Source organism: Gordonia sp. CPCC 205515 (assembly GCF_048537925.1).
Lineage (GTDB): Bacteria > Actinomycetota > Actinomycetes > Mycobacteriales > Mycobacteriaceae > Gordonia.
In genome coordinates this window covers 86,709-109,743 of the sequence record NZ_JBCLVJ010000006.1, presented here as the reverse complement: position 1 = coordinate 109,743, position 23,035 = coordinate 86,709, and the positions used below count along the sequence as shown (strand labels likewise).

Sequence of the window (23,035 nt, the reverse complement as noted above, 5' to 3'; positions counted from 1 at the left end):
CCCCCCTGCCCCGCACCAAGCGGCGGGACCGCCCCCCACCCGCCGCCCCCGGGGGGGGCCCCGCCCGCTCCGGCACATCCGAAACCGACCACCACAACATCGGTTTCGTAGTCGAATCCGTCAACATCGGCGATGTGGACGGGACGTAAGGGTACCTTCGTTGCCATGTTCTCTCCTGTCATCGAGTGCTGCGGTACACCGCAGGGCGAATCGAGGAGTGCGAATCGGGTTCGGCGACGATGTACCGCGGGGCTGGGGTAGGGGTTACTGCCCCAGGGTCTGTGCGACCGTCGGACCGGCGGTCCAGCCGCCGTCGACGGCGAGCTCGGCTCCGGTCATGTACGCCGCGTCGTCGGAGAGCAGAAACGCGACCGCACCGGCGATTTCGTCGGCGGTGCCGACCCGTCCCATCGGGGCTCCGGGGTAGTTGCCCTCGCCCTCGGCGATACCGATAGGCGCGGTCATCGGGGTGTAGGTCATGCCCGGGTGGACGGAGTTGACCCGAATGCGTTCCGCGGCAAGTTCGACGGCGGCAACCTTGGTCAGTCCGCGCACACCCCACTTGGACGCACCGTATCCGCTGGTGAGTGGCAAACCGGTGAGGCCGGCGGCCGAAGAGATGTTGACGATCGACCCGCCACCCGCTGAGCGCATCGATGTGATGCCGGCACGGATACCGTTGAACACGCCGACGAGGTTGATGTCGAGGACCTTGCGGAAGTTCTCCAGGGTGTCCTGCTCGATCAGTGCGCCGGTGGAGATTCCGGCGTTGTTGACCACGCCGGTGAGGCTGCCGAACTCGGCGATCGCGTGGTCGACGGCGGCGGTCCACTGGTCGGGATCGGTGACGTCGAGGTGGACGTAGCGCGCGGCGTCGCCGAGCTCGTAGGCGGTCTGTTTGCCGTCGTCGTCGAGGATGTCGCCGATCACGACGCGTCCGCCGCGCTCGATGATGCGTCGGGCGAAGGCAGCACCGAGGCCGCGGGCACCGCCGCTGACGATGACGACCTTGCCGGAGAGGGGTTGGGGTGTTGGGTTCATTTGTGAGATTTCCTTTGATAGGTGGCTTTCGGCCTCGATGCGCTCGGCTCCTTCGTCGCCGGGCTTACTCGACCAGCAGGGAAGGTCCAGCGTGAGGCTCAGTTGCCGGAGTGCCCCTTCGCTGATCGAGTAAGTGAGGAGCTTGCGACGAACGCATCGAGATCATCCGCAAGTTAGAAGGACTGCCCGGCAGCCGCTTTTGCTGCTACGTAGCCGAACACCATGGCCGGGCCGATGGTGGCGCCGGCGCCGGCGTAGTCGTTGCCCATCACCGCGGCCGAGGTGTTGCCGGTGGCGTAGAGCCCGTCGATCACCGAGCCGTCTTCACGGAGCACCTGCGCCGACGCGTTGTAGACGAGCCCGCCCTTGGTGCCGAGGTCGCCGACGCGAATCCGTAACGCGTAGAACGGTCCTCGGTCCAGCATATCGAGGGTGGGCTGCGGCAGGCTGGGGTCGCCGTAGTAGTTGTCGTAGGCGCTGTCGCCGCGGTGATGATCGAGGTCGCGTCCGGTGCGGGCGAACCCGTTGTAGCGATCGACGGTGCCGCACAGGGCGTCTGCATCCACGCCGATGGCCGCGGCCAACTCGGGCAGCGATTCCGCGGTGTGGATGAGACCGCTGGTCAGCCAATCCTCGGGGAAGGATTGTCCGGGCATGATGCCGCCGACGGGGTAGCGGGACTTCGCGGTCCGGTCGAAGATGAACCAGGCCGGATCGTGGCCGCCGTCGATCTGCGCATGCACGAAAGTCACATACGGGGCAGCCTCGTTGGTGAAACGACGACCACTCTGGTCCACGATGATCGAGCGCGGGATCGACCGCTCCGACACCAACACCTGCTGAATGCCGTCGGGGCGTTCGAAGGACGGCATCCACCACGCATCATCCATGAGATCGACAGCCGCACCGACACTCTGGCCGGCACGGATGCCGTCGCCAGTATTGTCCGTCGATGCCGCGCTGTAGTCGTCCTGGCCACCCGGTCGCAGATACTGCTTACGCATCTCGTTGTTGTGCTCGAAACCACCGGAGGCGAGGAGCACCCCGGCGCGGGCGCGGATGCGCAGCGGTTCGCCCCGGTGTTCGGCAAGCACGCCGAGTACGGCGCCGGAGTCGTCGGTGACGAGCGACTGCAGTGGTGTGTCGAGCAGCAGCGGGACACCGGCATCCTTGACCGCCAACCGGAGTCGCGCGATCAGCGATCGTCCGAGGGTATCCATGTGCCGTCGCAGCACGATCGCCTTGATCGCCCGCAGGCCGGCGAGCAATGCGGCCCGACGACCCTTCCACGTCCGCGTCACCATGTTCAGCGCGACGAAGTCCTTGGACGTGATGAACAGACCCGGCGGCGTCGCCAACGCGGCCGGCCGCAACAGATCCTCGTCGACGCCGAGCTTCTTCAGATCGACCGGCAATGGCTCAATGGACCGACCCTCGGGACGCCCGCCCGGCTGTTCGGGATGGTAGTCGGAATAGCCTGGGCACCACTGGAATCGCATGTGGGGACTGCTCTGCTCCAGGAACTCGAGCATGCGGGGTCCGGCGTCGATGAAGGTGTCGATGTTGTCCGATGGTGCGCCGTCACCGACGACGGCGTCGAGGTAGGCGCGGACGTTCTCGCGGGGGTCGGTGATCCCGGCGCGACGCAACGTCGGATTGTTGGGGATCCAGATGCCGCCGCCCGAGAGCGCGGTGCTGCCGCCGTAGACGGAGGCCTTCTCGATGATGAGGGTGGACAGACCGGCGGTGGCGGCGGTGTAGGCGGCGGTGAGTCCGCCGGCGCCGCTACCGACGACGACGAAGTCGACCTCACGGTCCCAATGTTGTTGTGTGGTCATGCTGGGGGTCCTTATCGCGGTGAGATCGTCATGTCGTCGGGGGACCAGACGGCCCGCATGCTGGTGATGCGGGTGTCGTCGTCGAAGGTCATGACATCGATGGGTTCGATGACGATGATCTGGTCGGGCGTGCGGGTGGTGACGCGGAAGTGGAACGCTGCGGTGTTGCCGGCGACACGCAGGGTGAGCAGCGCGGTGTCGCAGTCGGCACCTTCGAGAGCGCCGTAGAACTCGCCGATGGCGGTGTGTCCGGTGCGGACCTCGGAGCCGGCCGGGTCCTCCACCGTGGCGTCGGGTGCGTAGAGGGCGACGATGTCGGCGGTGTTACCGCCGGCGACCGCGGCGAGGTACTTCTCGACGCGCTCGCGGATCATGTTCTGCACGGTCATGGGTACTCCTTCGGAAAGTGTTGTGGCCTGAACTATTTGGCGTCGAGCATGTCGAGCACCGCGAGATGGCTGAACAGCACGGACGCGCCGATCGGATTGCCGCCACCTGGATAGGTTTCGCCGCTCACCGCGGCCATCGTGTTGCCGGCTGCGTACAGCCCGGCGATGCGAGTGCCTGCGGTGTTGAGTACGGCAGCGGCCGTGTCGGTGCGGAGTCCGCCCTTGGTGCCCAGGTCGGAGATGCCGAAAGCGGCTGCGTGATAGGGCGCTTGATCGATCGGTACCATCGGCGACTCGCCGCCGGAGAACGCGCGGTCGTAGGCCTCGTCGCCCCGACCGAAGTCGGCGTCGACACCCTCGGCGACCATCTTGTTGTATCGAGCGACGGTCTCCACCAGGCCCTGCGGGTCGACGCCGAGCTTGCCGGCGAGCTCCTCGAGTGTGTCGGCGGTGTGCCAGAGGCCGGCGTCCACATACTTCTCGGTCTCCACCATCGACACATTGGTCGCCTTGACCGGCGGCACCACACCTTCCCGATCGTCGTAGATCATCCAGTAGGGCAGCGAGACCTCATCGTCGTCCATCGCGGCGATGATCTCGCGACCCAGGCGGTCATAGGGAGCGGATTCGTTGACGAATCGCTGTCCGGCCTGATTGACGAAGATGCCGCCGGTGAACCACAAGGCGAAGGCCGAGCGTCCGTCGGGATGGGTCATGCCCGGCGACCACCACGCCTGATCCATGAGGTCCAGGTCGGCGCCTGCGGCGATGGCCGCCTGATGGGTCTTGCCGAGATTTCCCCACGGCCCCATCGTGTCTCGCGCCGATCCGGGAACCCCGTACTCGTCGCGCATCTGCTGGTTCTGCTCGAAACCGCCGGCGGCGAGCAGCACACCCTTACGCGTCCGGATGGTGGTGCGCTGACCGTCACGTTCGACGACGGCCCCGACCACTGAACCTTCCTCGACGACGAGTTCGGTCAGCGCGGTGTTGAGCTGCAGCGTGGCATTGGGGAAGCGGCTCAGCGCCTTGAGGAATCGACCGATGAGTGCTTGTCCGCCGATCAGCAGGTCGGGGAGCGGTGCCCCGAGTCGGTCGGTGTCGAGCGGGCCGCGCAGCGAGTCCCGGAGGTCGCCGAGTTCGGCCGCGGGGAGGGGGACCGGCGTGGTGTGGCGTTGTCCGTCGAGTCGCGCGCCGGGAGCCTTGCCGAAATAGTCGGGCCAGGGGTACATGTCGAACGCGAGATCGGGATCGCTCTCGAGGTATTCGATGACATCGGCGCCGCGACGGACGTAAGTATCCTGCAGGTCGCGGGGCGTCCGGTCGCCGACGACCGCATGGTAGTAGCGCAGTGCATCGTCGACGGTGTCGTCGGTACCGGCCCGGCGCAGCGTCGGATTGCAGGGGAACCACATACCGCCGCCACCGGAATACGCGGTGGTGCCGCCGAACTTGTCGGTGGCCTCGACCACCATCACCCGCAACCCTTCGCGCGCTGCGGTGTAGGCGCCTGCCAGCGCCCCGCCCGATCCGGCCACGAGTACGTCGACCTCGTCATCCCAAGCCATGCCACATCCCTTCCTATTGGTGGGCGTGACGGTAGGGGACCGGAGGCCATCGGGAGCCGGGCTTTCCCGATTATCGGGACCGGTGTCTGGTTTGCGTGCCGTGGTACCGACCAGCGGGAGAGCTCTCTGGTGGGCGATGGTGGCCTCGCCTAGCGTCGCCGTATCCGATCCCCGACCCCGCGCAGAAGGTGAGTTCCCATGAGCGCCAGTGAACCCCAGGCCCCGTCGACGTCCACCGAAGTCCGCGCCGTTGATGTGGTCGTCGTCGGTGCCGGCATCGCTGGACTGTATGCGCTGCACCGGTTTCGGGCCGACGGGCACACGGTGCAGGTGTTCGAGGCCGGCAGCGGTATCGGCGGCGTCTGGTTCTGGAACCGGTATCCCGGCGCGCGCTGCGACGTCGAAAGCATCGACTACTCCTACTCATTCGACGACGACCTCCAGCAGGAATGGGACTGGAGTGAGAAGTACGCGACCCAGCCGGAGATCCTGCGGTACCTCGAGCATGTCGCCGACCGGTTCGCCCTGCGTCGCGACATCGCCTTGAACACCAAGGTTCTCGACCTCGCCCTCGACGAAACGACGCTGCGGTGGACGGTGCGCACCGACGTCGGGGACACGGTCAGCGCCCGGTTCGTGGTGTTGGCCGTCGGACCACTGTCGAGTGCCAACATCCCGGAGATCCCCGGGCTCGAATCCTTCTCCGGCGGTGTGTATCACACGTCGTCGTGGCCGCACGATGGCGTCGACTTCACCGGGCAGCGCGTCGGTGTCATCGGGACCGGGTCGTCGGGTATCCAGACGATCCCCAAGGTCGCCGCCGACGCCCGCGATCTGTACGTGTTCCAACGCACCGCCAACTACAGCATCCCCGCCGGCAACGTCCCCCTCGACGACGACACCCGCGCCACCCAGAAGGCCGGTTACGCCGAACGTCGTCGGCTGTCGATGGCCAGCGGTGGCGGGTCACCACACCAGGCGCATCCGCAGTCCGCACTCGCCGTCGACGACGGAGAGCGGCGAGCTGCCTACGAAAAGCGTTGGGAACTGGGCGGAGTGCTGTTCAGTAAGACCTTCCCCGATCAGCTGACCGACGCCGACGCCAACCGCACCGCCCGCGAGTTCTGGGAATCCAAGGTGCGTGCGGTGATCGACGACCCCGCGGTCGCCGACCTGCTGACGCCGCAGGATCATCCCATTGGGGCGAAACGGATCTGCACCGACGACCACTACTTCGAGACGTTCAACCGTGACAACGTCCACCTTGTTGATCTGCGCGCCAACCCCATCGAGCGGATCACGCCGGAGGGAGTCGAGACCTCCGACGCCACCATCGCCCTGGATGCGTTGGTGCTGGCCACCGGATTCGACGCCATGACCGGCACCATCGACCGCATCAACATCGTCGGCCGGGACGGACGCTCACTCAAGGAGGCGTGGGGAGCGGGTCCGAGAACCTATCTCGGGCTCGGTGTCGCGGGCTTCCCGAACCTGTTCAACATCACCGGGCCGGGCAGTCCGTCGGTGCTGGCGAACATGGTGCTGCACTCCGAACTCCACATCGACTGGATCGCCGATGCCATCGCACACCTCGACGACACAGGGGCCCGCGGCATCGAGGCGCGCGAGGACGCCGTCGACGCCTGGGTACGGGAATGCTCCGAGCGTGCGGGGCAGACCCTCATGCCGGCGGCCAACTCCTGGTATCTGGGCGCCAACATCCCCGGCAAACCGCGGGTCTTCATGCCGTTCGTCGGCGGCTTCGGGGTGTACGGGCAGATCATCGCCGACGTCGCGGCCGACGGCTACCGGGGCTTTGACCTGCTGGATTGATAGGATGCCCGGGTGACCTCGACACCCGCCCGCTTCGAGGATCTGCCGACCCTTCCGCCGACCAGCTGGGCGGTGCTGTGCATGCTGGCCTACGAGGAAGAGGTCTCCGGCTACGACCTCAAGAAGTGGGCCGACTGGAGTGTCCGGCACTACTACTGGAGCCCGTCGTTCAGTCAGATCTACTCCGAGCTCAAACGCATCGAACAGCACGGTTACGCCACCTCCCGGATGGCCGACGGCGACGGTGGGCGTAATCGGCGCGTCTACAAGATCACCGACGACGGGCGGCGCGCAGTGCGGATCTGGGCGCTCTACGCGCCGGTCGATCCGCCGATGCTCAAGCATCCAGTGGTGCTGCGGGCCGCGTTCGGCCACCTGAGCACCCCGGACAAGCTCAAGGAGATGCTGCGCGAGCATGCAGACCGGATGGCCGACCTCGAACACCGCGTTGCCACCGATGCCGAGGCCGCAGGTGTGGAGCCCGCCTGGGCTTACGCCCGCATCGCGATGCGCTGGGCCGAACGGTATTACGCGAGTGAACGTGCCCTGGCGCTGGAACTGCTCGACGAGATCGACGCGGCCGATGCGGCGTTCACCGCCGGCACGAAGACCGATACGTTTCCCCAGCCGCGACCGGGGCACTGGCGTGAAGTGGAAAAGCAAGTGGCCGAACAGGAGAGCGACTGAGCTCGGCCGGTCGAATCACCGCGCCAGCGCGACCGCGGGCTGAGGCGGACGGTGCTGCATGATCGGTCCGACGGGGCGCAGACGTTGTGGCCGCTGCAATGTGGGTGCGACCCGACCCGAGCCGCTCTCCAGGTGGCGCCAGATGGAAAGTGCGGTCATCCGGACCGGAGCGGCCAGCTGGTAGTCGAAGCTCATCTTCTCGGCGGGACCACACACCGACACGGCGGCGATCGCGTCGTCGACATCGCCGATCGGTGCTGCGACACAACCGATTCCCGGCAGCGACTCCTCGCGTTCGTAGGCGATGTTGAGAGCTCGGACCTTCTGCAGCTCGGTGTTCAATGCGGTGGTGTTCGCGATCGAATAGCGGGTTTTGCGTGCCAACGGCGACATCGAGGCCGACGGCGCTGAATCGCGGTACGCCAGAATAGCTTTCCCGACTGCAGTGCAGTGTGCGGGTTGTCGGCCACCCACGCGGGTGGGGATCGACTCGGCGAGTGCGCCGCCGATCTTCTCCAAATAGACGACATCGGAGCCGTCGAGGATCGCCAGGTGCACGACAAAGCCGGTGGCGCGGTGCAATTCGTGCAGGAACGGCATCGCAGCGGCGTGCAGTCGGTCCTGGTGCACGGCGATCGACCCGAGTTCCATCAACCGGATGCCGAGTTCGTAGTCGTGTTCGTGGCGGCGTAGCCATTTCAGCGCGACCAACCGGTCGAGCAGCCGATGTGCCGACGATCGGGGCAGACCGGTGCGGCGCACGATCTGAGCGAGCGTGAGTCGACCGGGGCCGTCGAAGGCGTCGAGCACCAGTGATGCGCGGTCGAGGACGTTGTTGGGGGTGGCGGATTCGATGTCGATGGTCATGGGTCCTCCATGTGGGCTGTCAGGAGTCCATATGCCTACTAGGCATATGCCGAATAGGAATATACAGTGTGCTGGCAGTCACATCAAGTCCCAATTTTGGGCGCCGCAACGCAGAACGTCCCGCCCCCGGGAAGGGGGCGGGACGTGTGGGTCTGGTTGCCAGGGGCTTCGAGACGCGTCGGGCTCGCAGGCTCGCTCGTCGCTCCTCAGCCAGCGGGTTGGTCACCCGATCCCTGAGGTGCGAGCCCACTCGATCCCTGAGGTGCGAGCCGATAGGCGAGCCACGAAGGGCCTGTTCGCCCTACATCGCGGCCAGCGGTTCGCTGCCGGACCAGTCGTGGCCCCAGTAGCTGTCGGCGGTGATCTCCTCGGCGGTGTAGTGCGCCTCGTCGACCCGCATGCCGTCGGTGCCGAACTCGATGTCCCAGCCGCCGGGGGCGCGGACGTAGAACGACACCATCTTGTCGTTGGTGTGGCGTCCGAGCGTCGACGAGACGGAGAAGCCGTCCTTCACGACGCGGTCGAGTGCCTGGCCGACGGCGTCGAGGGTGTCGACCTCGACCATCACGTGGATGAGGCCGGGGGCGCCGCCGTGCGGTGCGGGGCACAGCGCCAGGCTGTGGTGGCGCTCGTTGACGCCGAGGAACCGGATGCGCATCGGACCGAACTCCGGCGGCGCCGGCAGCCGCATCGCGCCGCGGGGCAGGAAGCCGAGGACGTCGGTGTAGAAGTCGAACGCGCCGCCCGGATCCATGGTCGGCAGCACGACGTGGCCGAGCCCCTGATCCCCGGTGACGAACCGGGCACCGAACTTGGTGACGACGGGACTGTGATCGAGGATCGGTCCGTGGAAGATCTCGACGGTGGCACCGCACGGGTCGGTGAACGAGATCGCCGACTCGACGCGACGTGCGTCGGCCTCCTCGACCGACAGCGGCTTCACCGCGACGCCGGCACCCTCCAGGGTTTCCTGTACCCGGGTGAGGGCCGCGGCATCGCGCACCTCCCAGCCGATGTCGATGACCTCGTCGCTCTCGCCCGGGACGACGACGATACGTGCGGCGCGCTCGTCCATGCGCAGATACAGCGCGTTCTCGTCGGGGCCGCTGCCCTCGGCGAATCCGAGGACGTCGAAAGCGAAAGTGCGCCAACGGTCCATGTCGTTGGTCTGGATCTTGATGTAGCCCAGACCCTTGATCTCTGTCATGAGTGTTCCTTTGGTGAGTGGTGAAAAGTGTTGGGTCAGATCATCGATCGCAGGTTCTCGGGCGGCTCGATGCCCAATGAACTCAGCGCCGACGCGTGGTAGACGGTGCTCGGCACGTGGATCGCGTGGTTGAGTCCGGCATGCGCGTCGCGCCAGAAGCGTTGCAGCGGCTTGTCCATCCGCAACGCGTTGCCGCCGGAGCGGGCGAAGATCTGGTCGACGGCCATCACCGCGCGCCAGGCGGCGCGGACCTGGGTGCGTCGCCCGGCGGCCCGGTCCTCGAACGACACCTCCTTACCGGAGTCGACGAGGTCCCACATCTTGTCGACGTTGGCGAGCAGTTCCTGGCGTGCCGCGTTGATGTCGGCGGCGGCCTCGCTGATGGCGAACAGGACGTAGGGATCATCCTTGATCGCGGTGCCCTGCGCGCCGACGCGGTCACGCTGGTAGTCCAGGTGGGCGGCGAGGGCGCCCTCGGCGATGCCGATGACCGCGGAACTGATGCCGAGCGGGAACATGTTGGACCACGGCATCTTGTAGAGGGTGTCGGTGACCCCGTACTCCTTCTGCGCGGTGCCGTCGATGACGTGATCGCCGTTCATCACCCGGTAGTCGGGCACGAAGGCGTTCTCCACGATGATGTCCTTGGACCCCGTGCCCTTGAGGCCCACCACGTTCCAGGAGTCGTCGACGATCTGGTAGTCGCTGCGCGGCAGGATCATGTGCAGCATCGTCGGCGGCATGGCCATCTCACCCTCGGGGGTACCGAGCATGGCGCCGAGAAAGATCCAGTCGCAGTGGTCGGTGCCGGAGCTGAACTGCCAGCGGCCGTTGAAGATATAGCCGCCGTCGGTGGGGACCGCGAGGCCGGTGGGTGCGTAGGGTGAGGCCATCCAGGTGTCGTTGTCGGTGCCCCACACCTCCTCCTGCACGCGGGGATCGGCGAAGGCCAGCTGCCACGGGTGCACGCCGACGATGCCGCACACCCAGCCGGTGGCGCCGTCGAGGGCGCCGGCGGCCATCACGGTCTCGGCGAACTCGCGCGGATGCGCTTCGTAGCCACCGTATTTCTTCGGCTGCAGCAGTCGGATCGGGCCGGCCGCCTTCAGTTTCTTGGCGGTGTCGTCGGGCAGTTGGCCGAGTAGTTCGGCTTCGTCGGCCTGGCCGCGGATGTCGTCGGCGATGGCCGCGAGGTTGTCGAGTACTTGGTAGGTCATGGTGTTCTCCTTGGGTGGTTCAACGCTGGGTGAGTACTGCCCGCTGGTTGAGCGCGACGAGCGCCCTTCGACGCGCTCGCAAGCTCGCTTGCTCAGGACCCGCGCAGCGAGCCCGACGCTGGTCGAAACCGGATTCAGCTGGTCTGCAGGGTCTTGCCGTTGGCGATGTTCTCGGCGACCTCGGCTTCCCAGCTCGCCACCGCACGTTCGGTGTCGATCTCGAACTCGAAGCGGTTGGTCATCTCCGGGGTGACGTCCTCGACGTCGACGTAGAACTGTTCGTACCAGCGACGCAGCTGGTACACCGGCCCGTCCTCTTCGGACAGCAGCGGATTGTCGATGGGCGCCTTGTTCTTCCAGATCTCGACGTCCTGCTCGAAGCCGATCTCGACGCCCTGGGCGAACTGCGCCGCCATCCCCGAGGCCATCTCGTCGGACATGCCTTCCGGCTTCTTGACCATCGCGCCGTACTGCAGCACAAAGGAATTCGACGTCACCGGGTAGTGGCAGTTGATCAGGACGGTCTCGATGGTCATGCCCTGCGCCTCACTCCACAGCCAGTCCACCATGTAGGACGGACCGAAATAGCTTGCGTCCGAACGCAGGGTGGAGTTGGGGTCGTCGTAGTTGGTGCCGACCTCGATGTCCATGCGCGGGGTGGATCGCATGTACTGGGTGGCGGTGTGGCCCTCGAAGACGTTCTTGAAGTACCGCGGAAAGGCGTAGTGCACGTAGAAGAAGTGCGCCATGTCGACGACGTTGTCGACGATCTCGCGGCAGTGCGAGCCCTCGACGAGGATCGAGTTCCAGGTCCAGTCGGTCCACTCCGGGGTGCCGTATCCGGCGATCTCCGGGATGGTCACGTCGTCGGTCGGCTTGCTGCCCTGCGGGTCATGCCAGACATAGAGTTGGCCGTTGCGCTCGAGCGTCGGCCACGACCGCGTCCGCGCGAGCGGCGGAACCCGTCGGGCATAAGGGATGTCGGTGCACTTGCCGTTGCCGCCCCAGCGCCAGTCGTGGAAGGGGCACGCGATCGAGTCGCCCTTGATGGTGCCGAGCGCGAGGTTGCCGCCCATGTGCCGGCAGTACGCGTCGAGGATGTGCAGTTCGCCGCTGTTCTCGGCCTGGAACACCACCAGCGTGGTGCCGAAGGCCTTGATCTGGTGCGGCTTGCCGTCGCGGAACGAGCTGAGCAACCCGAGGCAGTGCCAGCCGCGGGCGAACCGGGTGGGTGCTGCACCCGCCTCGATCGTCCTGAACTCTTCTGTGCCCCCGGGCGCAGAACCATTGGTGTGTGAACTCGGCATCGAGACCTCCAGCCGTCGCCGACGTTGTGTGTGACGGAGGCGATACTTCCCGAACGGCGTGCCGAGTGGACCTGGTCGGTCCTGACGAGCGGGTGACGAGTTGAGGGTGTCTCACTGAGCGGAACCCCACCGGTAGTTCGGGCTAGGTGAGCGTTCCACCCGCCTGCAGCACCATGGCGGTCCCGCTCTCTCCGCCTTGCCGGTGTTCGGCCATCAGCGTGACCAGTCGTTCGTTGTCGCCGACGGCGAGTGCCTCGATCATCGCATCATGCTCGGCGAGAACGCGTTTGCGTGCTTCGGGATCGAAGAGGTAGACAGCGTGATAGGGCATGGCCATGGTCCAGAGGCGACGCAACTCGGCGACGACGAGCCGTAGGGGCGATCGGTCGAACATGGCGAAGTGGAAGTCGTGATTTCGCAGACGCATCTCGAGGAGATCGGTCCGACCCGCGGCAGCGGTCACTTCGGCGCCGGCTGCGCGTACGTCTTCGAGATCGGTGGCGGCGAGATGCGGCAGCGACCGCAACACCGAGGGCTCGAGCGCGGCACGCATCAGGTAGATCTGATCGAACTCGGACTGCTCGAGCCGGGCCACCGTGTAGCCCACGTTGGGGACGTGGCTGACCAGGCCCTCGGCGGCAAGGTGGCGCAGCCCTTCTCGGATGGGGAGCCGCGATACACCGAGCCGCTCGGCCATCGACTCCTGCCGAATCGGCTGTCCCGGCAACAACTCTCCGGACACGATCATGCGTTCGAGTTCGATGACCACCTGTCCCGCGGCGCGTCCCATGCCAATGGGCTTCTCGTCACCTACCGACGACGACGACCGCGGTGTGAGCTGTCGGGCCACGGGAACCTCCTCGAATGCTGTCGATGACGATAGCTGCCGATGCCGCTAGCCGAGCACGCCGTCGGTTCGCAATGTGTCGACTTGGTCGGTCGAGTAGCCCATGGCGGTCAACACGTCCGTCGTCTGGGCGCCGCGAGCGGCCGCGGGGCGCGGTGACCGTGACGTCGAACGACTCAGGTGCAGTGGCACTCCGACACCCCGGTAGTCGTCGGTCTCCACGAACAGATCCCGATGTCGTACCTGCGGCTCGGTGAGTGCCTCGGCCACCGAATTGACCGGGCTCGACGGCACTCCCGCCTCGTCGAGACGTGTGGCGAGCTCGGCTTGCGGCCAGGTGGCGATCCGCTCCGACAACGTCGCGATGAGTTCTTGCCGATGCGCATGGCGATCCGCGTTGGTTGCGAACCGCGTGTCGGTGCCGAGCTCGGGAACACCGATAACGGCAGTGAGGGAACGGAACTGACGGTCGTTGGCGGCACTGATGAAGACGTCACCGTCGGCGGCCTCGATGATCTGATACGGCACCACCGTCGGATGGACTTCCCCGGTGCGTTGCGGGATCTGTCCGTTCGCGGTCCAGTTCGCCGAGTGCGGATGCAGGATCGAGACGACGGCGTCGAGGAGTGTCACGTCGACCACCTGTCCGCGGCCACTGCGCATGCGTTCGAACAGGGCGAGCAGCGTTCCGCTGAACGCGAGGTTGGCGGTGGTGATATCGACGATCGGCACTCCCATCCGCAGCGCCTTGCGATCCGGGTAGCCGTTGATGCTCATCAGCCCACCGAAGCTCTGCAGGATGGCGTCATACCCGGGCGCGCCGCCTTTGGGGCCGTCGACGCCGTATCCGGTGATCCGGGTGTACACCAACTGCGGGTTGCGGTGGGCCAGTACGGTTTCGTAGTCGAATCCCCACCGCGCCAGCGTGCCGGCCTTGAAGTTCTCCACCACGACGTCGGCGGCATCGAGGAGGTGGCCGAGCACCTCCCGGCCCGATTCGGTGCGCAGGTCGAGGCAGATGTTCTCTTTGCTGCGGTTCATGCCGGTGTAGTAGGCGCTGCTGTCCTCCGACACGAATGGTGGTCCCCACCCGCGGGTTTCGTCACCCATCGGCGCCTCGACCTTGAGTACCTCGGCACCCTGGTCGGCGAGCATCTGTGCGGCAAGCGGCCCCGCGAGCACACGACTCAGGTCGAGAACCCGGATACCGGCCAGCGCACCGCCATTGCTCGCGTCGTCGGCCGACCGCCAGGCGGCCGTCCCGTCGATGTTCGCGGCGGTCAACGGGAATCCTGTCGAACCGTGGGCTCCGCGCCGACGATGATGTCCCACACATCGGCGCCGTCGTCGACGATCTGCCCCGCGAGCACCCGTGCCCACTCCTGCTCGGTGCCGTAGCGATCGCGCCAGGTCCACAGGGAAGTGGTGGCCCGGCCGAGGGCGTGCTCCGAGGTGAAACCGATGGCGCCGTGGATCTGGTGCCCCGCGGCGGCGACCTCGCGGGCGCACGCCGAGGTGACTGTCTTGGCGGCGGCGATCACCGCGGTGTCGGCGTCGGTCGAACCGGTCTGGTACTGCCGGGCGGCGGTGGTGGCCGCGGTCTCCATCAATGCCGTGGTCGCGGCGAGTTGTGCCAGCCGCTGCTGGATGGCCTGGAACTTGGTGAGCGGACGCCCGAATTGGGTGCGGTCACCCGCGTAGGCGACTGTGGTGTCGCGTACTCGGGTCGCCGCCGCGGCCAGGGCGGTGGCATAGGCCAGGGCGCCGCGCTCGCGGACCTGCTCGACCGAGATGGCGGCACGACCGCAATGTTGAGCCGCCACATCGGTGAAGTCGATGTCGCCGTACGGTGCGCCGACCAGATCTGTGCCGGCCTGGATCGAAACACCGGTTGCCGCAGGGTCTATCACGCCAACGGTGATCTCGTCGTCGGTCGGCACCGCGACGAGAACCATCGCCGCGCCGGTCAGGGCGACGTCGGTGACAGTGCCGGTCAGTGTTGTGCCCGAACCGGATTCGCTGAACACGCATCCGTCGTCGGCGATGGCGACGGTGGTGGTCGCCGACAGTTCCAAGCCGGCTCGGGTGGCAAGCCAGTGGGCCAGCGCGGTGTGTTCGATCAGTGGGGTCACCGCACCGGCGGCCGACACCGCGGCGATGACGGTGAGCAGATCGGTGAACGAGCCCTCCTCGTCGTCGACACCGATGTCGGTGAAACCGGACTCGCGCAGCGCTTCCCAGACCTCGGTGGACCACCCGGCGGCGGGTGTCTCGGTGTCCACACCGATGCGGTCCACGATCTGTTCGGCAGCAGCACGCAGTTCGTCGCTCAGGTCGCTCATCGGATCCCCAATCCCCGCGCCACGATCCCGCGCAAGATCTCGTTGGTACCGCCGCGCAGGGTGAATGCCGGCGAGTTCAGCACGCCACCGGCAAGCAGCGTGGCGAACCGGTCCCCACCGCCGCGGCGGGCAATCGTGCCGCTCGACGCACGGATCGCCTCGACGAGGTCGCCCTCGAACGACGACCCGAGATCCTTCACCATCGCCGCGAGCACATCGGGTTTGCGGCCGGCGGCGAGTTCACCGGCCACCGACCACGACATCTGCCGCAACGCCCACGCACGGGCGGCCAACTGGCCCAACGTCGTTCGTTGTGACTCGGTCGCGCCACTGCGGCGCAGCTCGTCGGCCCAAGCGCGCAGCAACGGGATGGTGCTCAGATAGCGTTCCGGTCCGGAGCGCTCGTAGGCCAGTTCGCCCATCACCTGCGCCCAGCCCGCACCACGTTGTCCGAGAAGGGCATCCGCGCTGATCTCCGCGTCGTGGAAGATGACCTCGTTGAAGTGGGCATCACCATCGATGCTGCGGATCGGCCGGATCTCGATATCCGAATGCGGCAGATCGACGATGAACTGCGATAGTCCCTGCTGGCGGTCCCCGGCCTGACCATCCGTCCGGGCCAGCACCACCATCGCATGCGAATGATGCGCCTGCGTGGTCCACACCTTCGTGCCCGAGATGCGCCATCGGTCACCGAGATCGACGGCCCGGGTGCGGATGCTCGCCAGGTCGGAGCCCGAATCCGGTTCACTCATCCCGATGGCGATGAACATGGTGCCCGCAGCGATACCGGGAAGATAGCGGCGTTTCTGCACCTCGGTGCCGTTGTTACGGATGCTTGGCGCCATCTGCCGGTCGGCAATCCAGTGCGCCGCAACGGGTGCGCCGGCCGCCAGCATCTCCTCGGTGACCACGAACCGTTCCAGCGGGCTGCGACCGTGCCCGCCATACTCGGTGGGCATCGTCATCCCGAGCCACCCGCGTTCGGCGACACGGCGACTGAACTCCGGATCGCACCCGGTCATCCAGCTGTCGCAGGAGGGCTCAAAGGTTCCGCGCTCGAGTTCGTCGGCCAGGAAGGCCCGCACGTCGCGACGGAGCTCCGCCAGATCGGTGTCGGCAACTTCAGTACTGGCGTTCACGGCCGCGGTCATGACTTCTGTGGTCCGCGAGACGACCAGTCCTGCTTACCTTTCCGCGACATCGACCACATCTGCACACCACGCTCGACCTCCAGCGCCGACGGCCAGTTGATGGCCGGTGGCCCGAGTTCCAGGCGTGCGCTCTGCAGGATACGACGCGTCAACTCCGGGTCTTCGGCTGCCGATGCCGCCAAAGCTGTTGCGTAAGCTGCGATGTCGTCTTCCTCGACGGCGGCGTGCGCCAGGCCACGTTCGACGGCTTCGGCCCCGCTCAGTGAGACCCCGCAGGTCGCCATCGCGATCGTCGTCGACCAGCCGACCTTGCGGCCGAGCAGCGCGAGGTGGCCGCCGCCCGGGTGGATGCGTCGGGCCAGGAACCCGCTCTCCAACGTGGCGTCAGGGGTGGTGACCAGCATGTCGGCGGCCATCGCGAGGTTGAGTCCGGCACCGACCGCACCGCCGATGACCACCGAGATGGTGGGCACCGGCAGTGAGCCGACGCGCACGAAGGATTCGTAGACCGCCGACGTCCGGCGCACCGCCTCGGGAGAGGCCGGATCGGCCGACGACGCCGCCAGGTCGCGGGTGTCGGCGCCGCTGCAGAAATACCGTCCTGCGGCATCGACGATGACCGCGCCGATGGTCTCGTCGGCGGCGACACGGTCGCAGAACTCGCCGATCGCGGCCGCCATGTCGAGCGTGATGGCGTTCTTGCGACGCGGATTCTGCAAGGTCAGGCGCGCGATGCCGTTGTCGAAACGAGTCTGAACAGTGCCGGTTTCGGTGTCACCCGACGACGGGGCAGGGGGAGGTGTGACTGCGGTCATGCGACGACCGTAGCAAATTGGATACAAAATAGGTAGACAAAAACCTCACATATGCGTGCCGCCGTCGATCCGCAGCTCGGTGCCGGTGATGAACGCACCGTCGTCGGAGGCGAGCATGGCGATCGCGCCGGCGACCATTTCCGGTCCACCCATGCCCGGGATGTCGATGTCGGCGTCGGTCGGGGGAGGGGTGAGGGCCGGGGTGAGCCGTCCAAACCAGGTGAAATCGGCGTCGTCGGGAATCCCCGGCGCCGCGGTCATGCCCGAGGAGATGCTGCCGGGTGCGACGCACACCGCCCGGATCCCCTGCTTGGCGTACTCGGCTGCGATGGCGTGGGTGAAGGACTGGATGCCGCCCTTACTCGCCGCGTAGGCCGACATATAGGGGTGCGCGAACGACGCCGACGTCGAGCTGAAGTTGACGATGACGGCGTGCGACGATTCGAGCAACGCCGAAATGCATTGGCGCACCATCAGGAATGTGCCGGTGAGGTTGATGCCGATGATCTGGTTCCAGTCGTCGAGCGCGAGTTCGTGGGTGTGCGCCGACCGCAGGATGCCGGCCGCGTTGACCAGCACATCGAGTCCGCCGAGTTCCTCGAGAGCCGCCGTCACGCCCTCCGCGACCGACGTCTCGTCGCTGATGTCGGCAACCCGGACACTGACCAACCCGGATCCGGTGGCCGCCTTGGCCAGTTCCGACGTCGCGGTCAATCCTTCGGCCGCGACGTCGATGGCCACCACATGCGCGCCCTCAGCGGCGAGACGCAACGCGGTCGCGCGGCCGATACCGGACCCCGCACCCGTGACGATGGCCTTGCGTCCGTCGAATCTGTTGTCCACCCGAGTACTCCTTCTCATCACGCGGTCGCACTGCCGCTCAGTACCGCCATGATGGCCCACGACTTGCATCGGCGGCGCCGGTTTCCCGCATCGACCGGGACAGCGCAGCCCATCCTCCCGATCAGCGAGACACCGACTCAGCGACGGCCGCCCCGACCCCTACTGTCGAGCCACTACGACTGCCCGCCATGAGGAGAGCGCCATGACGAGTGAGCTTGCCGACGCAGCCACCCTCCGGCGACCGGCCGATTCCGCGCCCGGCGTCCGGACCGTGACCGTCACCTCGGTCATCGACGAGACCGATGACGCACGGTCCTTTGTCGTGCAACCAGACTCCGACCAGGCAGCCGAATTCGTCTATCGTGCCGGACAGTTCGTCACGGTACGAGTGCCCGATCACGGTCGGGGCACCGCACGCTGCTACTCCCTGTCGAGTTCCCCGCACACCGACGGCGAGGCGCAGCTCAAGTTCACCGTCAAACGGGTGGCCGGCGGTACCGGCTCCAACTGGATCTGCGACGAGGTCGCGCCCGGCCACATCCTCGAGGTGCTGCCGCCGACCGGTGTTTTCACTCCGTCGTCGTTGGACGAGTCGGTGGTCCTCGTCGCCGGAGGTAGCGGCATCACGCCGGTGATCTCGATCGCGAAGTCGATCCTGCACGGCGGCAGCGGCAGCGTTCTGCTGATCTATGCGAACCGCGACGAGAAGTCGGTCATCTTCGGCCACGAACTACGGCGTCTCAGTGAACGGTTCGGCTCGCGGCTGACCGTCATCCACATCCTCGAATCGGTGCAGGGCTATCCGGCGGCAACCCAATTGGCCGACCTCATCGGCCCGATCTCGACGCGCGAGGTCTTCGTGTGCGGCCCCACGCCGCTGATGGATCTGGTGACCTCGGTGTGCGCGGACCTCGGCATGCCCCGGCAACGTGTCCGTGCCGAACGATTCTTGTCACTCGCCGGCGACCCGTTCAACCCCATCGCCGACGAACCGACGCCAGGGGGAGACGAGAGTGCCGACGCAGCCGCCGTCACCGTTGCGCTCGACGGCGAGCGGCGGAGCGTGCCGTGGCGTCGATCGCAACGCCTGCTCGATGCACTGCTCGACGCGGGCGTCGACGCCCCGTTCTCGTGTCGGGAGGGAGCGTGCAGTGCGTGTGTCTGCAGCCTCGTCTCGGGGGAAGTGCGGATGGTGCGCAACGAGGTCCTCACCGCCGACGACATTGCTGATGGATACATCCTGACCTGTCAGGCCGAACCGGTCAGCGACGATCTCACCATCGAATACTGAAGCACTGCAACGTGAAAGGACGCTTGTGACATCACCCCGTCGCCCAGACCTGCACCCCGACGTCGAGGCCATGCTGTCCACCCTGGAGGCCGGATTCCCCGACGTGACACAGTATTCCGCACACGAGTTGCGTGAACTGATCCGCTCGCGTCGTGGCCCGCTCACCTCCGAGCCCGACATGCGCATCGCGCGCGACGTGGTGATCGCCGGTCCGGGCGGCGATCTCACGCTGCGCGTCTTCGCCCCGCACTCCCATGGGGCGGCATCCCTACCGGTTCTGGTGTTCGCCCACGGTGGCGGATTCGTTTTCTGCGACATCGACACTCACGACGAGTTCTGCCGGTCCATGGCACAGCATGTCGGGGTGATCGTGGTGTCCGTCGACTACCGGCTCGCACCCGAACACCCCGCTCCCGCCGCGATGAGCGACATGTACGCGGCGCTGTGCTGGACGGAGGACAACATCGCGTCCTACGGCGGTGATCCCGACCGGATCGCGGTGGCCGGGGACAGTGCCGGCGGCAACCTCGCGGCGGCGACCACGCTGTATGCGCGTGATCAGGGTGGCCCAGCGATCGCGGCGCAGGTTCTGCTGTACCCGGTGATCGATGACGACTTCACCACCGAGTCATACCAGCGCTACGGCGTCGGCTACTACAACACCACCGCGGCAATGCGTTGGTACTGGACGCAATACGCCCCCGGAGGTCGGGACAACCCCTACGTCGTACCGACCGCAGCGAAGACGCTTGGCGGGTTGCCGCCGGCGTTGGTGGCAACCGCCGAACTCGACCCGCTGTGTGCCGCCGGCGAAGACTACGCACAGCAACTGGCCGATGCGGGAGTGCCCGTCGTCACCCATCGCTTCGACGGACTCTTCCACGGTTTCCTGACGTTCCCGACGTTGTCGCTGACCGGTCCGGCGCGCGAGACTCTGTGGGCCCGCATGCGGGTGTTCATCGCTGAATCTTCAGTGGCACAGAAGTATTAAGCGTCCCGTCCAACGGGAACCACGCCCGCCGAGAGGGTTCGGTCCGACTACCGTCGTCGACACAGCAATCAAGGAGGCGCGATGACCATGACCGACGACGTCATGCAGGTCGGGGTCGACCTGCCGGCGGTCGATCTACCTGGGGTCGATCTACCTGGGGTCGATCCGGTACAGATGCGACATGTGCTCGGCCACTTCGCCACTGGAGTTGTCGCCATCGCCGGACTCGACCCCGTCGACGCCACCCCGACCGGACTGGCGGCGAACTCGTTCACCTCGGTCTCCCTGGATCCGCCGCTCGTCGCGTTCTGTGTGGCGAACACCAGTACATCGTGGCCACGAGTGCGGGCCGCGGGCCGCTACACAGTCAACATCCTCTCCGCCGATCAGGAACACGTGTGCCGGCAACTGTCCGCGCGTGGTGCGGAGAAGTTCCGCGGCCTCGGCTGGAGTCCGTCCCCGTGCGGGGCACCCGTCCTCGACGACAGCCTCGCCTGGATGGAAGCCGAACTGCAGGGAGAACATCCGGCCGGTGACCACACCATCGTGGTATCCCGACTGCGGCACCTGCACGCCTCCGACCTCGCTCCGCTGCTCTTCTTCCGCGGCGCCTACGGCGGCGTCGCGCAACCCACGGCAGGACGGTGACCCGATGGCCATGCAACCCCTGAACTGCGACACCTGCGGTCGCGGCATCCTCGTCGAAAAGTTCAGCGCCGCGCACACATCCATCCAATGGTTGTCCGATGCCGGTGACTGTCCACTGATCGCGGCCGGCCACCACGGCTACGGCGACGTCGCCCGCACCTGTGAGGCGTTGCGCCGCACTATCGACAAGGCCGTCGCCCACGACGAGATCGTCGAATCACAGATCGAACTTCCCGTCGGCGCGGCAATCCCGCGTCTGCACTGACCCGAAACCGCATCCCGTCACAGCTATTCGAGGAGATATGACCACACAACTCGACGCCATCGTCACCCCCGAACTCCGCGAACTCCCCATCACCGAGGCGGGTGTGCTGCGTTATCGCGAGGCCGGCGACGGCCCACCGCTGGTGCTGCTGCACGGATCGGGTCCCGGCGTCACCGGCTGGCGCAACTTCCGCGGCAACCTCGACTTCTTCGCCCAGCGTTTCCGCACCATCATCCTCGAGTTCCCCGGATACGGCGTCAGCGACGAGTTCGACGACCCGCACCCCATGCTCTCGGCGCAGCGCGCGGTACCCCTGTTCCTCGACGGTCTCGGCCTCGACCGGGTGTCGATCATCGGCAACTCCATGGGCGGTGGTGTTGCCATTGATTTCGCCATGAAGCAGCCCGACCGCGTCGAACGACTCGTCACCATCGGCGGGATCGGCGGCAATGTCTACAGCCCGTTCCCCGGCGAAGGCATCAAACTGCTCAGCGAGTTCACCGACAACCCGACCCGTGACCGTCTCATCGCCTGGCTGCACTCCATGGTCTACGACCCGGCGCTGGTCACCGAGGAACTGATCCAGGAACGCTGGGTACAGGCCACCGACCCCGAAACCCTCGCGAGCGCGCAACGGATGTACGGAAAGACCGCCATCGACCGAATGGTGGCCGCGCAGCGCGTCTCGACCGATCCGCCGCAGTGGGCGAACATGCGCTCGATTCAGGCGCCGACCCTGGTCACCTGGGGCCGCGACGACCGGGTGAGCCCGCTGGACATGTCGATCATTCCGATGCGGCTGCTGCCGCGTGGCGAGGTGCACATCTTCCCCGATTGCGGGCACTGGGTGATGATCGAGCAGAAGGACGCCTTCGAAGCCACGGTGATGTCGTTCCTGACGCGACCGTGAAACATCCGCTCCTTCATTGCGAATCCGCTCCTTCGGTCGAGGGAGCGGATTCGGATTGGGGGAGCGGACATGCCGTCATCGGGTCGCGCCCCTGCGAAATATGCTCTGGGTCAGTGCAGCCGGGGTATGGCGTCGTCGAAGAGATCGATGATGCGTTGGGGTTCGGTGATGCCGCTGGCGTAGACATAGGCGGAGGTGAAGCCGAGTTCTGCCATGCTGTTTGCGGTGGTGACGATGTCGTCGACGGTGCTGTCGGGGTCGATGCGGAAGATCGTGGTCTTGTCGATCTCGTCGTAGTCGCGTCCGACTGTGTCGCAGTGGGCGCGGAGGACGTCAAGCTTGTGGGCGGCGTCGGGGCCGCCGAAGATGTTGCAGGCGTCCGCGTATTGCGCGACCAGACGCAGCGTCTTCTTCTCGCCCGACCCGCCGATCATGAGGTAGGGATGCGGCTGGCTCAGCGACTGCGGCGAGTTGAGTGTGCGACCCAGCTGATAGTGCTTGCCGTTGAACGGTTCTTCGGAGTCTGTCCACATCTGCAGGCAGATCCGGATGGTTTCCTCGAGACGCTCGAATCGTTCTGCGGTGGGCGGGAACTCGAAGCCGAGTCCGTCGGACTCTTCGTCGTTCCAGGCGGCGCCGATACCGAGTCCGACCCGGCCGCCGGCGAGCACATTGAGGGTGGTGACCGCTTTGGCCAGCAGCGCCGGCTCACGATAGGTGACGCCGGTGACCAGGGTGTGCAGCAGTGCGGTCTCGGTGTGAGCGGCGATGAAGCCGAGTGCCGAGTAGGCCTCCAGCATCTCGGTCTCGGCGGGACCCACGCCACGGATCTGCCAGAAGTGATCCATCACGCTGATGCGGCGCACGCCGATGGCCTCGGCGTCGCGGACGTGTTTGGCGAGGGCCGGCCCGAGTGCGGGCGCACCTCCGGACCAGGTGAAGTCGGCGATGTGTAGGGCGAGTTCCATGTATTCC

At 66.5% G+C, this 23,035-nt stretch carries 22 protein-coding genes; 7 read left to right on the top strand and 15 right to left on the bottom strand.

Going from position 1 to position 23,035, the window contains the following annotated elements; translation table 11 throughout:
• Positions 1-264: 264 nt before the first annotated feature.
• The 4 genes from AAFP30_RS09140 to AAFP30_RS09125 all read right to left on the bottom strand — a co-directional run bounded on the left by AAFP30_RS09140 (position 265) and on the right by AAFP30_RS09125 (position 4,836).
• Positions 265-1,041 (bottom strand): glucose 1-dehydrogenase, encoded by a 777-nt coding sequence (locus AAFP30_RS09140; protein ID WP_419229574.1) that lies wholly within the window; start codon positions 1,039-1,041, stop codon positions 265-267.
• 173 nt (positions 1,042-1,214) lie between these two features.
• Complete coding sequence (locus tag AAFP30_RS09135; RefSeq protein ID WP_419229573.1) at positions 1,215-2,879, bottom strand: FAD-binding protein; 1,665 nt, start codon at positions 2,877-2,879, stop codon at positions 1,215-1,217.
• Positions 2,880-2,890: 11 nt separating this feature from the next.
• Positions 2,891-3,268, bottom strand: a complete 378-nt coding sequence (locus AAFP30_RS09130; RefSeq protein ID WP_419229572.1) for a nuclear transport factor 2 family protein — start codon at positions 3,266-3,268, stop codon at positions 2,891-2,893.
• A gap of 32 nt (positions 3,269-3,300) precedes the next feature.
• Positions 3,301-4,836 carry an FAD-binding protein gene (locus AAFP30_RS09125; RefSeq protein WP_419229571.1) on the bottom strand — a complete coding sequence of 512 codons (1,536 nt, stop codon included), beginning with the start codon at positions 4,834-4,836 and terminating at the stop codon, positions 3,301-3,303.
• A gap of 198 nt (positions 4,837-5,034) precedes the next feature.
• Between AAFP30_RS09125 and AAFP30_RS09120 the strand changes: the two genes are divergently transcribed.
• Both AAFP30_RS09120 and AAFP30_RS09115 read left to right on the top strand, forming a co-directional pair.
• Positions 5,035-6,669: a flavin-containing monooxygenase gene (locus AAFP30_RS09120; RefSeq protein WP_419229570.1), complete on the top strand. Its 1,635-nt coding sequence runs from the start codon at positions 5,035-5,037 to the stop codon at positions 6,667-6,669.
• A gap of 81 nt (positions 6,670-6,750) precedes the next feature.
• Positions 6,751-7,356: a PadR family transcriptional regulator gene (locus AAFP30_RS09115; RefSeq protein ID WP_419229582.1), complete on the top strand. Its 606-nt coding sequence runs from the start codon at positions 6,751-6,753 to the stop codon at positions 7,354-7,356.
• 15 nt (positions 7,357-7,371) lie between these two features.
• Here the strand turns inward: AAFP30_RS09115 and AAFP30_RS09110 are convergent, their stop codons facing one another.
• The 10 genes from AAFP30_RS09110 to AAFP30_RS09065 form a co-directional block, all read right to left on the bottom strand.
• Positions 7,372-8,223, bottom strand: a complete 852-nt coding sequence (locus AAFP30_RS09110; protein WP_419229569.1) for an IclR family transcriptional regulator — start codon at positions 8,221-8,223, stop codon at positions 7,372-7,374.
• A gap of 301 nt (positions 8,224-8,524) precedes the next feature.
• Positions 8,525-9,430, bottom strand: coding sequence for a biphenyl-2,3-diol 1,2-dioxygenase (gene bphC / locus AAFP30_RS09105; RefSeq protein ID WP_419229568.1), 906 nt, complete (start codon positions 9,428-9,430; stop codon positions 8,525-8,527).
• A gap of 35 nt (positions 9,431-9,465) precedes the next feature.
• Entirely contained in the window at positions 9,466-10,647 is a 1,182-nt protein-coding gene (locus AAFP30_RS09100) for an acyl-CoA dehydrogenase family protein (RefSeq protein ID WP_419229567.1), read from the bottom strand.
• 134 nt (positions 10,648-10,781) lie between these two features.
• Complete coding sequence (locus AAFP30_RS09095) at positions 10,782-11,954, bottom strand: Rieske 2Fe-2S domain-containing protein (RefSeq protein WP_419229566.1); 1,173 nt, start codon at positions 11,952-11,954, stop codon at positions 10,782-10,784.
• Positions 11,955-12,096: 142 nt separating this feature from the next.
• On the bottom strand, positions 12,097-12,804 hold the full coding sequence (locus AAFP30_RS09090) for a GntR family transcriptional regulator (protein WP_419229565.1): 708 nt from the start codon (positions 12,802-12,804) through the stop codon (positions 12,097-12,099).
• Between the two features lie 45 nt (positions 12,805-12,849).
• Positions 12,850-14,085 carry a CaiB/BaiF CoA transferase family protein gene (locus AAFP30_RS09085; RefSeq protein WP_419229564.1) on the bottom strand — a complete coding sequence of 412 codons (1,236 nt, stop codon included), beginning with the start codon at positions 14,083-14,085 and terminating at the stop codon, positions 12,850-12,852.
• On the bottom strand, positions 14,082-15,143 hold the full coding sequence (locus AAFP30_RS09080; RefSeq protein ID WP_419229563.1) for an acyl-CoA dehydrogenase family protein: 1,062 nt from the start codon (positions 15,141-15,143) through the stop codon (positions 14,082-14,084). The genes AAFP30_RS09085 and AAFP30_RS09080 overlap by 4 nt, the downstream gene beginning before the upstream one ends.
• The gene (locus AAFP30_RS09075) at positions 15,140-16,297 is read right to left on the bottom strand and encodes an acyl-CoA dehydrogenase family protein (protein ID WP_419229562.1); all 1,158 of its coding nucleotides are present in this window, start codon (positions 16,295-16,297) and stop codon (positions 15,140-15,142) included. Before AAFP30_RS09075 ends, AAFP30_RS09080 begins: the two co-directional genes overlap by 4 nt.
• The gene (locus AAFP30_RS09070; RefSeq protein WP_419229561.1) at positions 16,294-17,112 is read right to left on the bottom strand and encodes an enoyl-CoA hydratase-related protein; all 819 of its coding nucleotides are present in this window, start codon (positions 17,110-17,112) and stop codon (positions 16,294-16,296) included. The genes AAFP30_RS09075 and AAFP30_RS09070 overlap by 4 nt, the downstream gene beginning before the upstream one ends.
• A gap of 45 nt (positions 17,113-17,157) precedes the next feature.
• Complete coding sequence (locus AAFP30_RS09065; protein ID WP_419229560.1) at positions 17,158-17,973, bottom strand: SDR family NAD(P)-dependent oxidoreductase; 816 nt, start codon at positions 17,971-17,973, stop codon at positions 17,158-17,160.
• 184 nt (positions 17,974-18,157) lie between these two features.
• On the opposite strand from AAFP30_RS09065, the gene AAFP30_RS09060 reads away from it, so the two are divergent.
• From AAFP30_RS09060 to AAFP30_RS09040, 5 genes are all read left to right on the top strand, one after another.
• Positions 18,158-19,246: a 2Fe-2S iron-sulfur cluster-binding protein gene (locus tag AAFP30_RS09060; RefSeq protein WP_419229559.1), complete on the top strand. Its 1,089-nt coding sequence runs from the start codon at positions 18,158-18,160 to the stop codon at positions 19,244-19,246.
• Between the two features lie 70 nt (positions 19,247-19,316).
• Positions 19,317-20,237 carry an alpha/beta hydrolase gene (locus tag AAFP30_RS09055; protein ID WP_419229581.1) on the top strand — a complete coding sequence of 307 codons (921 nt, stop codon included), beginning with the start codon at positions 19,317-19,319 and terminating at the stop codon, positions 20,235-20,237.
• 102 nt (positions 20,238-20,339) lie between these two features.
• Complete coding sequence (locus AAFP30_RS09050) at positions 20,340-20,885, top strand: flavin reductase family protein (protein ID WP_419229580.1); 546 nt, start codon at positions 20,340-20,342, stop codon at positions 20,883-20,885.
• A 4-nt stretch (positions 20,886-20,889) separates the two neighbouring features.
• Positions 20,890-21,150, top strand: a complete 261-nt coding sequence (locus tag AAFP30_RS09045) for a hypothetical protein (RefSeq protein ID WP_419229558.1) — start codon at positions 20,890-20,892, stop codon at positions 21,148-21,150.
• A gap of 37 nt (positions 21,151-21,187) precedes the next feature.
• Positions 21,188-22,060: an alpha/beta fold hydrolase gene (locus tag AAFP30_RS09040; protein WP_419229557.1), complete on the top strand. Its 873-nt coding sequence runs from the start codon at positions 21,188-21,190 to the stop codon at positions 22,058-22,060.
• A 110-nt stretch (positions 22,061-22,170) separates the two neighbouring features.
• Here the strand turns inward: AAFP30_RS09040 and AAFP30_RS09035 are convergent, their stop codons facing one another.
• Positions 22,171-23,028, bottom strand: coding sequence for an LLM class F420-dependent oxidoreductase (locus tag AAFP30_RS09035; RefSeq protein WP_419229556.1), 858 nt, complete (start codon positions 23,026-23,028; stop codon positions 22,171-22,173).
• Between the last annotated feature and the right edge of the window lie 7 nt (positions 23,029-23,035).

What these genes read in the sequence shown, in the direction of transcription:
- AAFP30_RS09110 (WP_419229569.1), bottom strand. Translation starts at nt 8,223, where the DNA reads ATGACCATCGACATCGAATCCGCCACCCCCAACAACGTCCTCGACCGC.
- AAFP30_RS09140 (WP_419229574.1), bottom strand. Translation starts at nt 1,041, where the DNA reads ATGAACCCAACACCCCAACCCCTCTCCGGCAAGGTCGTCATCGTCAGC.
- AAFP30_RS09130 (WP_419229572.1), bottom strand. Translation starts at nt 3,268, where the DNA reads ATGACCGTGCAGAACATGATCCGCGAGCGCGTCGAGAAGTACCTCGCC.
- AAFP30_RS09125 (WP_419229571.1), bottom strand. Translation starts at nt 4,836, where the DNA reads ATGGCTTGGGATGACGAGGTCGACGTACTCGTGGCCGGATCGGGCGGG.
- AAFP30_RS09135 (WP_419229573.1), bottom strand. Translation starts at nt 2,879, where the DNA reads ATGACCACACAACAACATTGGGACCGTGAGGTCGACTTCGTCGTCGTC.
- bphC (WP_419229568.1), bottom strand. Translation starts at nt 9,430, where the DNA reads ATGACAGAGATCAAGGGTCTGGGCTACATCAAGATCCAGACCAACGAC.
- AAFP30_RS09075 (WP_419229562.1), bottom strand. Translation starts at nt 16,297, where the DNA reads ATGACCGCGGCCGTGAACGCCAGTACTGAAGTTGCCGACACCGATCTG.
- AAFP30_RS09080 (WP_419229563.1), bottom strand. Translation starts at nt 15,143, where the DNA reads ATGAGCGACCTGAGCGACGAACTGCGTGCTGCTGCCGAACAGATCGTG.
- AAFP30_RS09035 (WP_419229556.1), bottom strand. Translation starts at nt 23,028, where the DNA reads ATGGAACTCGCCCTACACATCGCCGACTTCACCTGGTCCGGAGGTGCG.
- AAFP30_RS09060 (WP_419229559.1), top strand. Translation starts at nt 18,158, where the DNA reads ATGACGAGTGAGCTTGCCGACGCAGCCACCCTCCGGCGACCGGCCGAT.
- AAFP30_RS09120 (WP_419229570.1), top strand. Translation starts at nt 5,035, where the DNA reads ATGAGCGCCAGTGAACCCCAGGCCCCGTCGACGTCCACCGAAGTCCGC.
- AAFP30_RS09115 (WP_419229582.1), top strand. Translation starts at nt 6,751, where the DNA reads ATGCTGGCCTACGAGGAAGAGGTCTCCGGCTACGACCTCAAGAAGTGG.
- AAFP30_RS09070 (WP_419229561.1), bottom strand. Translation starts at nt 17,112, where the DNA reads ATGACCGCAGTCACACCTCCCCCTGCCCCGTCGTCGGGTGACACCGAA.
- AAFP30_RS09045 (WP_419229558.1), top strand. Translation starts at nt 20,890, where the DNA reads ATGGCCATGCAACCCCTGAACTGCGACACCTGCGGTCGCGGCATCCTC.
- AAFP30_RS09055 (WP_419229581.1), top strand. Translation starts at nt 19,317, where the DNA reads ATGCTGTCCACCCTGGAGGCCGGATTCCCCGACGTGACACAGTATTCC.
- AAFP30_RS09040 (WP_419229557.1), top strand. Translation starts at nt 21,188, where the DNA reads ATGACCACACAACTCGACGCCATCGTCACCCCCGAACTCCGCGAACTC.
- AAFP30_RS09050 (WP_419229580.1), top strand. Translation starts at nt 20,340, where the DNA reads ATGCAGGTCGGGGTCGACCTGCCGGCGGTCGATCTACCTGGGGTCGAT.
- AAFP30_RS09100 (WP_419229567.1), bottom strand. Translation starts at nt 10,647, where the DNA reads ATGACCTACCAAGTACTCGACAACCTCGCGGCCATCGCCGACGACATC.
- AAFP30_RS09065 (WP_419229560.1), bottom strand. Translation starts at nt 17,973, where the DNA reads ATGAGAAGGAGTACTCGGGTGGACAACAGATTCGACGGACGCAAGGCC.
- AAFP30_RS09095 (WP_419229566.1), bottom strand. Translation starts at nt 11,954, where the DNA reads ATGCCGAGTTCACACACCAATGGTTCTGCGCCCGGGGGCACAGAAGAG.